At 59.0% G+C, this 12504-nt stretch carries 14 protein-coding genes; 13 read left to right on the forward strand and 1 reads right to left on the reverse strand.

What is annotated here, in order from left to right:
* The first annotated feature begins 17 nt into the window (after positions 1-17).
* The 5 genes from aroC (at position 18) to mtnC (ending at position 4239) form a co-directional block, all read left to right on the forward strand.
* A complete protein-coding gene (gene aroC / locus EL257_RS08590; RefSeq protein WP_126361649.1) occupies positions 18-1109 on the forward strand; it encodes a chorismate synthase in 1092 nt (363 codons plus the stop codon).
* 34 nt (positions 1110-1143) lie between these two features.
* Complete coding sequence (locus tag EL257_RS08595; RefSeq protein ID WP_126361652.1) at positions 1144-2289, forward strand: MFS transporter; 1146 nt, start codon at positions 1144-1146, stop codon at positions 2287-2289.
* Complete coding sequence (locus EL257_RS08600; RefSeq protein WP_126361655.1) at positions 2286-2912, forward strand: methylthioribulose 1-phosphate dehydratase; 627 nt, start codon at positions 2286-2288, stop codon at positions 2910-2912. Before EL257_RS08595 ends, EL257_RS08600 begins: the two co-directional genes overlap by 4 nt.
* A 94-nt stretch (positions 2913-3006) precedes the next feature.
* Complete coding sequence (locus tag EL257_RS08605) at positions 3007-3552, forward strand: 1,2-dihydroxy-3-keto-5-methylthiopentene dioxygenase (protein ID WP_126361658.1); 546 nt, start codon at positions 3007-3009, stop codon at positions 3550-3552.
* A gap of 3 nt (positions 3553-3555) precedes the next feature.
* Entirely contained in the window at positions 3556-4239 is a 684-nt protein-coding gene (mtnC, locus tag EL257_RS08610; protein ID WP_126361660.1) for an acireductone synthase, read from the forward strand.
* A 155-nt stretch (positions 4240-4394) separates the two neighbouring features.
* Here mtnC and EL257_RS08615 read toward each other — a convergent pair whose 3' ends face one another.
* The gene (locus EL257_RS08615; protein WP_016773780.1) at positions 4395-4673 is read right to left on the reverse strand and encodes a DUF3509 domain-containing protein; all 279 of its coding nucleotides are present in this window, start codon (positions 4671-4673) and stop codon (positions 4395-4397) included.
* A gap of 388 nt (positions 4674-5061) precedes the next feature.
* Between EL257_RS08615 and EL257_RS08620 the strand changes: the two genes are divergently transcribed.
* The 8 genes from EL257_RS08620 (at position 5062) to EL257_RS08655 (ending at position 12492) form a co-directional block, all read left to right on the forward strand.
* Positions 5062-6900 carry a long-chain-acyl-CoA synthetase gene (locus EL257_RS08620; RefSeq protein WP_126361662.1) on the forward strand — a complete coding sequence of 613 codons (1839 nt, stop codon included), beginning with the start codon at positions 5062-5064 and terminating at the stop codon, positions 6898-6900.
* A 97-nt stretch (positions 6901-6997) separates the two neighbouring features.
* Positions 6998-7516: an ankyrin repeat domain-containing protein gene (locus EL257_RS08625; protein WP_126361664.1), complete on the forward strand. Its 519-nt coding sequence runs from the start codon at positions 6998-7000 to the stop codon at positions 7514-7516.
* 197 nt (positions 7517-7713) lie between these two features.
* Positions 7714-8244, forward strand: a complete 531-nt coding sequence (locus EL257_RS08630; protein WP_126361666.1) for a hypothetical protein — start codon at positions 7714-7716, stop codon at positions 8242-8244.
* A gap of 71 nt (positions 8245-8315) precedes the next feature.
* Positions 8316-8507: a PLDc N-terminal domain-containing protein gene (locus tag EL257_RS08635; RefSeq protein WP_126361668.1), complete on the forward strand. Its 192-nt coding sequence runs from the start codon at positions 8316-8318 to the stop codon at positions 8505-8507.
* A gap of 208 nt (positions 8508-8715) precedes the next feature.
* Entirely contained in the window at positions 8716-9591 is an 876-nt protein-coding gene (speE, locus tag EL257_RS08640; RefSeq protein ID WP_126361671.1) for a polyamine aminopropyltransferase, read from the forward strand.
* 207 nt (positions 9592-9798) lie between these two features.
* A complete protein-coding gene (locus EL257_RS08645) occupies positions 9799-10032 on the forward strand; it encodes a hypothetical protein (RefSeq protein ID WP_126361673.1) in 234 nt (77 codons plus the stop codon).
* 210 nt (positions 10033-10242) lie between these two features.
* Positions 10243-10590 (forward strand): ribonuclease E inhibitor RraB, encoded by a 348-nt coding sequence (locus EL257_RS08650; protein ID WP_126361675.1) that lies wholly within the window; start codon positions 10243-10245, stop codon positions 10588-10590.
* 492 nt (positions 10591-11082) lie between these two features.
* A complete protein-coding gene (locus EL257_RS08655; RefSeq protein WP_126361677.1) occupies positions 11083-12492 on the forward strand; it encodes a circularly permuted type 2 ATP-grasp protein in 1410 nt (469 codons plus the stop codon).
* Positions 12493-12504: the final 12 nt, after the last annotated feature.

The raw sequence follows: 12504 nt of genomic DNA on the forward strand, positions 1-12504 counted from the left end.
TTCACGGAGCGTCCTGCATGTCCGGCAATACCTACGGCAAGTTGTTCACTGTCACCACCGCTGGCGAAAGCCATGGTCCGGCGTTGGTCGCCATTGTCGACGGCTGCCCGCCGGGCCTGGAGATTTCCCTTGAAGACTTGCAGCGCGATCTCGATCGCCGCAAGCCCGGCACCAGCCGCCACACCACCCAGCGCCAGGAAGCGGATGAAGTCGAAATACTGTCCGGCGTGTTTGAAGGGCGCACCACTGGTTGCTCGATTGGCCTGTTGATCCGCAACACCGACCAGAAGTCCAAAGATTACTCGGCGATCAAGGATCTGTTTCGCCCGGCCCATGCCGACTACACCTACCACCACAAATACGGCGAGCGCGACTACCGTGGCGGTGGCCGCAGTTCGGCGCGCGAAACCGCGATGCGGGTGGCCGCCGGTGCGATTGCGAAGAAATATCTGGCCAGCCAGGGCATCGTCATTCGTGGCTACATGAGCCAGCTCGGCCCGATCGAAATCCCGTTCAAGACCTGGGATTCGGTGGAGCAGAATGCGTTCTTCAGTGCAGATCCAGACAAAGTCCCTGAGCTGGAAGCCTACATGGATCAGTTGCGTCGCGATCAGGACTCGGTCGGAGCAAAGATCACCGTCGTTGCCGAAGGCGTGATGCCCGGCCTCGGCGAGCCGATTTTCGACCGCCTCGACGCGGAACTGGCCCACGCGCTGATGAGCATCAACGCAGTCAAGGGCGTGGAAATCGGCGCCGGTTTTGCCTCGGTCGCGCAGCGCGGCACCGAGCATCGCGATGAAATGACCCCGGAAGGTTTCCTCACCAACAACGCCGGCGGCATCCTTGGCGGCATTTCCTCCGGTCAGCCGATCGTTGCGCATCTGGCGCTGAAACCGACGTCGAGCATTACCACCCCGGGCCGTTCGATCGATGTCGATGGCAACCCGGTCGACGTCATCACCAAGGGCCGTCATGACCCGTGCGTCGGCATCCGCGCCACGCCGATTGCCGAAGCGATGATGGCCATTGTGCTGATGGATCACCTGCTGCGTCATCGCGGGCAGAACGTCGATGTGCGCGTGAGCACGCCGGTGCTGGGTCAGCTCTGATGGCTGCCTTTATCGCCGTCGCGGCATAACTGGCGTGGCGGCGCTCCCTTACTGGCGACTGTCCAGTTTCTATCTGTTCTATTTCGCCTTGCTTGGTTCGACAGCGCCGTTTCTGGCGCTGTATTTCGACCACCTTGGCTTCAGCGCCGCGCGCATCGGCGAGCTGGTGGCGATCCCGATGCTGATGCGCTGCGTGGCGCCGAACATCTGGGGCTGGCTGGGTGATTACACTGGCAGGCGGCTGGCCATCGTGCGCTTCGGTGCGGTGTGCACGCTGCTGACGTTTGCGCTGATATTCGTCAGCAAAACCTACGCCTGGCTGGCGATGGTCATGGCGTTGCATGCGTTCTTCTGGCACGCGGTGCTGCCGCAGTTCGAAGTCATCACCTTGGCGCATTTGCAGGGCCAGACATCGCGCTACAGTCAGATTCGCCTGTGGGGCTCGATCGGTTTCATCATCACCGTGGTTGCGCTGGGCCGTCTGTTCGAATGGCTGAGCCTCGATATCTATCCCGTCGCGCTGGTGCTGATCATGGCCGGCATCGTGCTCAGCAGTCTGTGGGTGCCGAACGCACAGCCACCGCAAGGCACGCGGCCGAATGGCGACGGCTTCCTCAAGCAACTGCGCAGTCCCGGCGTGCTGGCGTTTTATGGCAGCGTGGCGCTGATGCAGATGAGCCACGGCCCGTATTACACCTTTCTGACTTTGCACCTTGAGCGCCTCGGCTACAGTCGCGGCACCATCGGCATGCTCTGGGCCGTGGGGGTCGTGGCAGAAGTGCTGATGTTCATGGCGATGAGCCGGATTCTCGCGCGGTTTTCCCTGCGCCGCGTGCTGCTGGCGAGTTTCCTGCTGGCGGCGCTGCGCTGGTTGCTGCTCGGTTCGCTCGCAGAATTCCTCTGGGTGCTGCTGTTTGCGCAGATTCTCCACGCGGCGACCTTCGGCAGTTTCCACGCCGCAGCGATCGCATTCGTGCAGCGCAGCTTCGGCGCTCGCCAGCAAGGGCAGGGCCAGGCGCTATATGCCGCACTGGCCGGCACCGGCGGTGCGCTGGGCGCGTTGTATTCCGGTTACAGTTGGAACGCGCTTGGCGCGCCATTGACCTTTAGTATTGCCAGCCTCGCAGCGCTCGCGGCTGCCGTTATCATTGCCACCCGTATGCAAGAGGACAGGCCATGAGCCTTACGCGTGAACAACTCGCCCAGCAAATCGTCGACGCCGGGCGCTTCCTTTATGGTCGCGGCTGGTCGCCGGCCACCAGCAGCAATTATTCGACGCGCCTGTCGCCGAGCGAAGCGTTGCTGACGGTGTCAGGCAAGCACAAGGGGCAGTTGGGGCTGGACGATGTGCTCGCCACCGACCTGTCCGGCAACAGCCTGGAACCGGGCAAAAAACCGTCCGCCGAAACCCTGTTGCACACTCAGCTTTACCGCTGGCGCGCGGAAATCGGCGCGGTGCTGCATACCCATTCAGTCAATGCCACGGTGCTGTCGCGCCTGACCCCGGCGGATTTTATCGAGTTCGAAGACTACGAACTGCAAAAGGCCTTCAGCGGCATTTCGACCCATGAATCGCGGGTACGCGTGCCGATTTTCGACAACGATCAGGATATCGCGCGCCTCGCCGCCAAGGTGCAGCCGTGGCTCGACGCCCATCCCGATTGCGTCGGTTACCTGATTCGCGGCCACGGCCTCTACACTTGGGGCGCGCAGATGAACGATGCGCTGCGGCAGATCGAGGCCTTTGAATTTCTGTTCGAATGCGAGCTGAAAACCCGCAGCGTCATGAACCGCCAAGGCTGACTTCACCAGAAGCCGCCCATATGCCTGATGAAAATGCTGTGCCCGACCGGTCTGCAAGAACCGGACGGCAAGGCCGATACCGAGGAATTGCCCCATGAGCAGCCTGTCCGTTTACCACGTTGAAAGCCCTGAAATTCCCAACAAGGTGCTGACCCATTTCGAAGACATCGCTTCGACCCTGGCCGAACAGGGCGTGCGCTTTGACCGCTGGCAAGCGGCCGCGAAGATTCAGCCCGGCGCCACCCAGGAAGAAGTCATCAGCGCTTACCAGGAGCAGATCGACAAGCTCATGACCGAGCGCGGCTACGTCACCGTTGACGTCATCAGCCTGAACAGCGATCACCCGCAAAAAGCCGAATTGCGCGCCAAATTCCTTGAAGAACATCGCCATGGCGAGGACGAAGTCAGATTTTTCGTCGCCGGCCGTGGGCTGTTTACTTTACACATCGACGATTATGTCTACGCCGTACTCTGCGAAAAGAACGATCTGATCTCGGTGCCGGCCGGCACCAAGCATTGGTTCGACATGGGCGAGCATCCGCATTTCGTGGCGATCCGTCTGTTCAACAACCCCGAAGGCTGGGTTGCCAATTTCACCGGCGAAGACATTGCCGGTCGTTTCCCGCGTCTGGAGGACTGAACCGTGGCGATCAAAGTTATCCTCACCGACATCGAAGGCACCACCAGTGCGGTGAGTTTCGTCTTCGACGTGTTGTTTCCTTACGCGGCCAAACATCTGCCGGATTTTGTTCGGACCAACGCCGCGCGTGCCGATGTCGCTGAGCAACTCGACGCGGTACGTTATGAAAGCAATGAGCCGCACGCCGACGTCGATCGGGTGGTGAACATCCTGTTGAGCTGGATTGCCGAAGACCGCAAGGCCACGCCGCTCAAGGCTTTGCAAGGCATGGTCTGGGCGCAGGGTTATGAGGCCGGACAATTGAAAGGGCACGTTTACCCGGACGCCGTTGAAGCGCTGCGACGTTGGCATGCCTCCGGTTATCAACAGTTTGTGTATTCGTCGGGTTCGATACAGGCACAGAAGCTCATATTCGGCTGCTCGGAGGCGGGCGATCTGACGCCGCTGTTCAACGGCTATTTCGACACCACGTCGGGCCCCAAGCGCGAGGCGCAGTCGTACCGCACTATCCAGCAGGCGATTGGCGTTGAAGCGGAGGACATCCTGTTTCTTTCGGACATCGTCGAAGAACTCGATGCCGCCCAATCCGCCGGCCTGAAAACCTGCGGTCTGGCCCGCGAAGGCGGGGAACTGGGCGGGCATGTCACCGTCAACAGCTTCACCGCCATCGAACCGGAAGCGTTCTGAAAAAACCGATCCCCTGTAGGAGCTGACGAGTAAAACGAGGCTGCGATCTTTTAATACTGTGAGAATCAAAAGGATCGCAGCGTGCCGCAGCTCCTACACACAAATAAAACAGGCCGTGAAGCACATGCTCCACGGCCTGTTTTGTTTAATACAGATTAAAGCGAGTGATACGTCGGCAGGGCAAAACGCTGCTGGCTCTGCAGCATGGCAATTTGCGGCAACTCGCTAGCCTGTTCGGCCAGGTCACGGCGGATCGCGCTGATCGCCCACGACAGTTGGTCACCCGCATGCAGTTGCTGATACGAGAGTGCGCGCTTGAACACTTTGCCGTCGCTGCTACGCAGAGTCAGAAGAATGCCACCGTCAGGACGTGGCGCAGTGCTGACTTCGTAGTTGGAGAACAGCGATGTAAATTTTTCTTGAATCAGGCTCATGTCATCAGCTCCGTATGTACTTGAATGGCAAGCATGCGGAGGTAGTTGCAGCGATTGTGCCAGTATTGATATGAATTAAAACCCTTATAAATCAATAAGTTGAAAGCGTTGCATTTTGCAGGCGTCGTGCAATCTGCATGAATGGCCATCGTGCATCCTGCATTTTGCGTGATTTTTGCCTGACCTACGGAACCAAACGTCCGTACCAGAATCACTCGCCGCGTCGTTCGCGCTACGGGATACAAATCATTGCAAAAACCGCGTGTACAGGCGCCGAAGCGCTGACGTACTTTCCTTCTCGACCGCGGCGTAAAGCATTCGGTCATCCAAGCCAGTACCCGATAACAAGAACAGCGATCTGCACGTCAAGGTCGAACGGGGAGCTTCCATGCGTCATGCACCAAGCGACACGATTACCTGGGGCATGATGCTCCGCAAACTGCCGACGATTGCCAGGGCCATTCCGCGTGTGGTCAAAGGCATGAAAGTGGCCAACGTCACGGATCCGACGCAAACCTGTGGCTTGGGCTGGACGTTCGAACAAGCGACCCTGCGCAACCCTGACGGCGTGGCCTTGCTGCAGGGCGATGTGTCACTGACTTACGCACAGGTCAACCAGTGGGCAAATCGTATCGCCCATTGTCTGAGCGAACAGGGCATCGGCAAGGGTGACGTGGTTGCGGTGTTTATCGAGAACCGTCCGGAACTGCTGGTGACGATTCTGGCGCTGGCCAAGGTTGGCGCGGTCAGTGCGCTGCTCAACACCTCGTTGATGCGCGACACGCTGATCCACAGCATCAACCTCGTGGCGCCAGTGGCCATAGTCGTTGGTGAAGAGCTGACCACGGCTTACGCCGGCGTGCGTGATCAGGTTTCAATCACGCCGCAGCGCACCTGGTTTGTCGCCGATCAGGACACTTATAACCACCCAGGCATTGCGCCCGAGGGCTACGTCAATCTGATCAGCGCCAGTGCCGACGCTTGCAGCGCTAACCCGCCGAGCAGCCGCCAGGTGTTTTTCAACGACCCGTGTTTCTACATTTACACCTCTGGCACCACCGGGTTGCCCAAGGCCGGTGTGTTCAAGCATGGCCGCTGGATGCGCAGTTCGGCCAGCTTCGGCATGATTGCTCTCGATATGCGCCCCGATGACGTCGTCTATTGCACGTTGCCGCTCTACCACGCGACCGGTCTGTGCGTGTGCTGGGGCTCGGCGATCAATGGCGCTTCGGGTTTCGCCATCCGCCGGAAATTCAGCGCCAGCCAGTTCTGGAATGACGTGCGCCGCTATCGCGCGACCACCATCGGTTATGTCGGAGAACTGTGCCGCTACCTGGTCGATCAGCCGATCAGCGCCGACGACAGCCGTCACGACGTGCGCAAGATGATCGGCAATGGCCTGCGCCCCGGTGCCTGGGCGCAGTTCAAGACGCGCTTTGCCGTCGAGCATGTCTGTGAGCTGTACGCGGCCAGCGACGGCAATATCGGTTTCACCAACGTGCTCAATTTTGACAACACCATCGGGTTCTCGCTGATGGCCTGGGAGCTGGTGGCCTACGATCACGACAGCGGCGAACCGCTGCGCAGCGACGATGGCTTCATGCGCAAGGTCGGCAAAGGCGAACAAGGCCTGTTGTTGGCGCGGATCGACGAGAAAGCGCCGCTGGACGGCTATACGGATCCACAGAAAACCGCCAGGGTGGTTTTTCACGATGTGTTTAGCAAAGGCGACCGTTTCTTCAACACCGGAGACCTGCTGCGCAACATCGGTTTCGGTCACGCACAGTTTGTTGATCGCCTCGGCGATACCTACCGTTGGAAAGGCGAGAACGTCTCGACCACCGAAGTCGAAAATCTACTGCTGCAGCATCCGCTGATCTCCGAAGCCGTGGCCTATGGCGTGGAAATCCCTGAGACCAACGGCCGCGCCGGCATGGCCGCCATCACCCCGGCGGAATCGTTGGCGACCCTGGATTTTGCCGAGTTGTTGAGTTTCACCCGCCAGCGCATGCCCGCATATGCCGTGCCGCTGTTTTTGCGGGTGAAGGTGAAGATGGAGACCACTGGCACCTTCAAGTACCAGAAAACGCGGCTTAAAAACGAGGGTTTCGACCCCGGCCAGACGGGCGATGATCCGATCTTCGCCTGGTTGCCGGGCAGCGAGACCTACGTCCAGATCACCGATGAGGTACTGGCTGACATTCATCGAGGCAAATACCGTTATTGATTCTGGCTATGACCGAACGTGAGAAAAAGGGGGTGACAGCGCGGGGCGCGCTCGGGAAACTGTCGGCTTTCCGATTGACCGAAAATGGAGTTGCCTAATGTCCGATCAAAGCCGCCAGATGACCCCTGAGGAAGCTGCCGAATTTACCGAGCAGGTTTTCAACAAGGCGCGCGACGGTGATGCCGAGATGCTTGATCGCCTGGTGACGGCCGGTCTGCCCGTGAATCTGAAAAACAGCAAAGGCGATACCTTGCTGATGCTCGCCAGCTACTACGGCCATATCGATGCGGTAAAGGTTTTGCTTAAACACAAGGCCGATCCGGAAATGCGCAATGGCAACGGCCAGAGCCCGATTGCCGGCGCGGCGTTCAAGGGCGATCTGGCGGTGGTCAAGGCGCTGGTCGAGGCGGGCGCCGAGCTCGAAGGTTCGTCGTTCGATGGCCGCACTGCGCTGATGATGGCGGCGATGTTCAACCGGGTTGAAATCGTTGATTACCTGATCAGTCAGGGCGCTGACCCCAGAGCCAAGGACGCCAACGGCGTCACGGCGCTCGACGCGGCTCGCACGATGGGCGCGGTCGACACCACGGCGCAGCTGGAAAAATTGTTGGCTTGAAGACGGACGCAATACGTGGCGAGGGAGCTTGCTCCCGCTCCAGCGCGCAGCGCTGGCAAAAATGGCGGCTCCTCGGTTTTTTTTGGGGCCGCTACGCAGCCCAGCGGGAGCAAGCTCCCTCGCCACGGGTGTTTGGCGTGCTGAAGAATGCGCTATGCTTCGCGCCCTCAAAATCTACCGCCACAGGATTCGCCCTCATGAAAGCCGCACTCGTCGAACTCATCAGCAAAATCAGCTCCGGCTGCATGGGCGAGGACGAGATCCTGAAGGTGGCCGATGAAGCGGCGCAGGCTTACGCCGATGCCGACGCCTTTCTGGCAGCCAACCCGGACATCAACTACGACGACACTTTCCCGATTCCGTTGGGTGAGTGGGTCGTGGTCGGCAGCTTGCCGGACACCGTGTTGTTCCAGGCCGACACTTATGTTGACCTGTTCGCCCAGATCGTCGCCTCGTTCGGCCCGACGGTGGACTTCAATCTCAAGCCCAAGCAACTGGCCAAGACCGAAGCGCTGACCGCGCTCAACCGCATTCAGGTGCAGATGAGCAGCCTGAACAAGGAAAACGGCGGCTACACGCTGGTGAACTTCAGCCAGTTGCTCGACGACGAGCTGCAAATGGTGCTGGTCTACGGCAACGACGTACCGCGGGTCCTTGAGTTGTGCGCTGAAGTCGGCATCGCCGCCGCGCCCGCGCTGGAAGCCTTGAAGGTCGCCGTTCACGTCTGATCGCAATAAAAGGGAACCCTGCGCGTGACCGTCTATCCTAAAAGTGCATGCCACTATTCTGGAGCGACACCATGGGTTCCACGTTCAACGGTCTGATCGGCCTGATTATCCTTGCGCTCGATATCTGGGCGATCATCAAGGTGCTGAAAAGCGGCGCATCCACCGGGATGAAAATCGTCTGGGTGCTGCTGATCATCCTCCTGCCGGTGCTGGGCCTGATCATCTGGGCGATTGCCGGACCGCGGGGCAATGTCCGCATCTGACCGCACCCATGTAGGAGCTGCCGCAGGCTGCGATCTTTTGATGTTGATTGTAAAAAAAACAAGATCAAAAGATCGCAGCCTGCGGCAGCTCCTACAGGGATTATGGTTGTGAGGTTCGACCTGTCATCTTCGGCAACGTAGAATGCGCGCCTTTCCCGGGCAATCGTCGCCACGATTGACGCCCGCGCATTTATCGGAGCACTTCACCATGACCGTCACCAAAACCAGCGAATACCTGGAAACCCTCTACGAAGGCTACGGCCAGCGTTTTCGCATGGAAAAACTGCTGCACGAAGTGCGCACCGAACATCAGCATCTGGTGATCTTCCAGAACCCGCGCATGGGCCGCGTGATGGCGCTGGACGGGGTGATCCAGACCACCGAAGCCGACGAGTTCATCTATCACGAAATGCTCACCCACGTGCCGATCCTCGCCCACGGCAGCGCCAAGCGCGTGCTGATCATCGGCGGCGGCGACGGCGGCATGCTGCGCGAAGTCAGCAAGCACGCCGGCGTCGAACACATCACCATGGTCGAGATCGACGGTACTGTGGTCGACATGTGCAAGGAGTTCCTGCCGAACCATTCCGCGGGCGCCTATGAAGATCCACGCCTGAACCTGGTGATCGACGACGGTATGCGTTTCGTCGCCACCACCACTGAAAAATTCGACGTGATCATCTCCGATTCCACCGACCCGATCGGTCCGGGCGAAGTGCTGTTCTCGGAAAACTTCTACCAGGCCTGTCACCGTTGCCTGAACGAAGGCGGGATCCTTGTGACCCAGAACGGCACGCCGTTCATGCAGATCGATGAAGTCAAAACCACCGCCGGCCGCTTGCGCAGCCTGTTCCCGGACTGGCACTTCTATCAGGCCGCCGTGCCGACCTACATTGGCGGCTCGATGACCTTCGCCTGGGGCTCGACCAACCCGGCCTACCGCAAGCTGAGCCGCGAAACCCTGCAACAGCGCTTCATCGGCAGCGGTATCGTCACCCGCTACTACAACCCGGAAATCCACCTCGGCGCGTTCGCCTTGCCGCAATACGTATTGCAGGCGATCAACAAGCCAAGCAACGACTGACACTGAACCTGATGTAGGAGTTGCCGAAGGCTGCGATCTGTTGATTTGATCGTTCCCACGCTCTGCGTCCCAAAGATCGCAGCCTCCGGCAGCTCCTACAGTGCATGGTGTTTTGTCCGTACTCGCTGTAATCCTTTTGAACCAACTATCGCGAAAAAAAGTCGAGATATTGGTAAGCCCATTTACGGGTTGATCGAGGAGGCACTGATGCAAAAGTGGAAAGTCACTTTCGTGGATGATCACGGTGAAATTGTTGAAGAAGTCTTCGAACGTGAGGAATGCCCGTCCGATGATGAAGCCGCGCGGCTTATCAAGGAGCGGCTTCTTCCGGTCGCCGCTCAACTGGATCTGAACGATCTTGAAGGGCGCACCGCCGATGCCGGGGTGAAAAACCTCAAGACCCAGAACGGCATTGAAATCCGCAGCATCACACCCATCTGACACTTCCTGTCATCTCATCAAACCAGGCCTTGGCAGCAGCTCTATCTTGGGGCTACTCTGCAAGCGAGATCAGCGAATGGATCGCTAAGGTCTGGTCTTGTCAGCTACATGCTTGTTTCCCGCGCGCAACCACGTTGCCGTAGTACTTAGGTCGAAAGGCCCGGGGCGGGAATACGGAAAGTCTATCCATCTATCCGAGGGGGACGATTCATGAGCACAGCCTATCAAGAAGACATCAGCAGCAACGTTCTGCGCCGCATGAAAGAAGGCGGTTTCGATTTTTCCCGGTTCCATCCCATCGAGTTCTACGCGATTTTCCCGGACGAGGAGCGGGCGCGCAGGGCCGCAGGCAAATTTCGTGGTGAATCCATCAACGCTCAGGTCAGTGCGCGTGATGACGGTGCGTGGGCACTGGAATTAAGCAAAGTGATGTACGCGACGTATGACGATATCGGCGACTTTGAACAGGGCTTTTCGGCGGTGGTTGAGCCCTTGGGCGGAATAATCGAAGGGTGGGGCGTGAAACAGGAGGTGCGTAGCCGCCACCGGTTGAATTGAATTTTATAGATAGAAGATCAAAAGATCGCAGCCTTCGGCAGCTCCTGCACCTAATCGGTATAGGAGCAGCCGGAAGCTGCGATCTTTTGCTTTTGCATTCAAAACATTTCAAAAAAACAAAAAAAAGCCACCGGAGAGGGTGGCTAAAAGGGAATGCGGATAACGTGATGAAAACCCCGTAGGCCGGGGCTGCCAAGGCATTGCAGATCGGATGGGCTGGAGACTTCGCAGCGCTGTGGCCAGCGCAATTTCGCAGCGGATGCGCGGATTATCCGCAGCCAGCGCCGGGCAGTGAAATCAACTCTGACTATGCTGGTGATAGGCGATGCAGTGCGTCGCAATGAAGCGGGGGCAATCGGGTCGGGGCATTTGCCGCACAGGAATGGTGCGCTGCCTGCGACGTGGATATACAACCGATTGAAATCAAAGCGTTTATGCCGATGGCACGGGCCTTGCGAAGGCCTGTATGTCCGGAGTGACAAGGAGTACGGCATGATCCGCACCTATTTTGACGAGATGTACGATGCTGGCGGCCAGGTTCGCCCGCATTATCGGGAGTTCGCCCGATGGCTGGCCGACACGCCCGACGAGTTGCTGGCCCAACGGCGACGCGAGGCCGATCTGCTGTTCCATCGTGCCGGGATTACTTTCACGCTTTACGGAGACGAGCAGGGCACCGAACGCCTGATCCCGTTCGACACCATTCCGCGGAGCATTCCTGCCAGCGAATGGCGGATTGTCGAGCGCGGCTGCATCCAGCGGGTCAAGGCGCTGAACATGTTTCTCGCCGACCTGTATCACGAGCAGCGCATCATCAAGGCCGGGATCATTCCCGCCGAGCAGGTGCTGGCCAACGAGCAATATCAGCTGGCGATGCAAGGCCTGGATTTGCACCGCGATATCTATTCGCATATCTCCGGCGTCGATCTGGTGCGCGACGGCGACGGCACCTATTACGTACTGGAAGATAATTTGCGCACCCCGAGCGGCGTGAGCTACATGCTCGAAGACCGCAAGATGATGATGCGCCTGTTCCCCGAGCTGTTCGCCGCTCAGCGCATTGCGCCAATCGATCACTACCCGAACCTGTTGCTCGACACCCTGAAAAGCTCCAGCCCGATCGACAATCCGAGCGTGGTCGTGCTCACGCCGGGGCGCTTCAACAGTGCGTTTTTCGAACACGCGTTTCTCGCGCGGGAAATGGGCGTGGAACTGGTCGAAGGCGCGGATCTGTTCGTGCGGGACGACAAAGTCTTCATGCGCACCACCGATGGCCCGAAAGCGGTCGATGTGATCTATCGCCGTCTCGACGATGCGTTTCTCGATCCATTGGCGTTCAATCCAGACTCCATGCTTGGTGTGCCGGGGCTGCTGTCGTCCTATCGTTCCGGCAATGTGGTCTTGGCCAACGCAATCGGTACCGGCGTGGCCGATGACAAATCGGTGTATCCGTTTGTCACTGACATGATCCGTTTCTACCTCGACGAAGAACCGATTCTCAAGAACGTGCCGACCTGGCAATGCCGCAACCCGTCTGAGCTTTCCCATGTGCTGGCCAATCTGCCAGATCTGGTGGTCAAGGAGACTCAGGGCTCCGGGGGCTACGGGATGCTGGTCGGGCCCGCGTCGACGACAGCGGAAATCGATGCGTTCCGCGAGCGCATCAAGGCCAAGCCCCACGCTTACATCGCGCAGCCGACGTTGTCGCTGTCGACATGTCCGACATTTGTCGAAAACGGTATCGCGCCGCGTCACATCGACTTGCGTCCGTTTGTCTTGTCCGGGCGCGAAACGCGGGTCGTGCCCGGTGGTTTGACTCGTGTGGCGTTGCGCGAAGGCTCTCTGGTGGTGAACTCCTCCCAGGGCGGCGGAACCAAGGACACCTGGGTGGTCGAGGATTGAAGGAAGCTTGCC

It is taken from the genome of Pseudomonas fluorescens, from assembly GCF_900636825.1.
Lineage (GTDB): Bacteria > Pseudomonadota > Gammaproteobacteria > Pseudomonadales > Pseudomonadaceae > Aquipseudomonas > Aquipseudomonas fluorescens_BG.

Coding starts and splice junctions, on each gene's coding strand:
- EL257_RS08645 (WP_126361673.1), top strand. CDS start 9,799: ATGCAAAAGTGGAAAGTCACTTTCGTGGATGATCACGGTGAAATTGTT.
- EL257_RS08625 (WP_126361664.1), top strand. CDS start 6,998: ATGTCCGATCAAAGCCGCCAGATGACCCCTGAGGAAGCTGCCGAATTT.
- EL257_RS08620 (WP_126361662.1), top strand. CDS start 5,062: ATGCGTCATGCACCAAGCGACACGATTACCTGGGGCATGATGCTCCGC.
- EL257_RS08605 (WP_126361658.1), top strand. CDS start 3,007: ATGAGCAGCCTGTCCGTTTACCACGTTGAAAGCCCTGAAATTCCCAAC.
- speE (WP_126361671.1), top strand. CDS start 8,716: ATGACCGTCACCAAAACCAGCGAATACCTGGAAACCCTCTACGAAGGC.
- aroC (WP_126361649.1), top strand. CDS start 18: ATGTCCGGCAATACCTACGGCAAGTTGTTCACTGTCACCACCGCTGGC.
- EL257_RS08600 (WP_126361655.1), top strand. CDS start 2,286: ATGAGCCTTACGCGTGAACAACTCGCCCAGCAAATCGTCGACGCCGGG.
- EL257_RS08650 (WP_126361675.1), top strand. CDS start 10,243: ATGAGCACAGCCTATCAAGAAGACATCAGCAGCAACGTTCTGCGCCGC.
- EL257_RS08615 (WP_016773780.1), bottom strand. CDS start 4,673: ATGAGCCTGATTCAAGAAAAATTTACATCGCTGTTCTCCAACTACGAA.
- EL257_RS08635 (WP_126361668.1), top strand. CDS start 8,316: ATGGGTTCCACGTTCAACGGTCTGATCGGCCTGATTATCCTTGCGCTC.
- EL257_RS08655 (WP_126361677.1), top strand. CDS start 11,083: ATGATCCGCACCTATTTTGACGAGATGTACGATGCTGGCGGCCAGGTT.
- EL257_RS08630 (WP_126361666.1), top strand. CDS start 7,714: ATGAAAGCCGCACTCGTCGAACTCATCAGCAAAATCAGCTCCGGCTGC.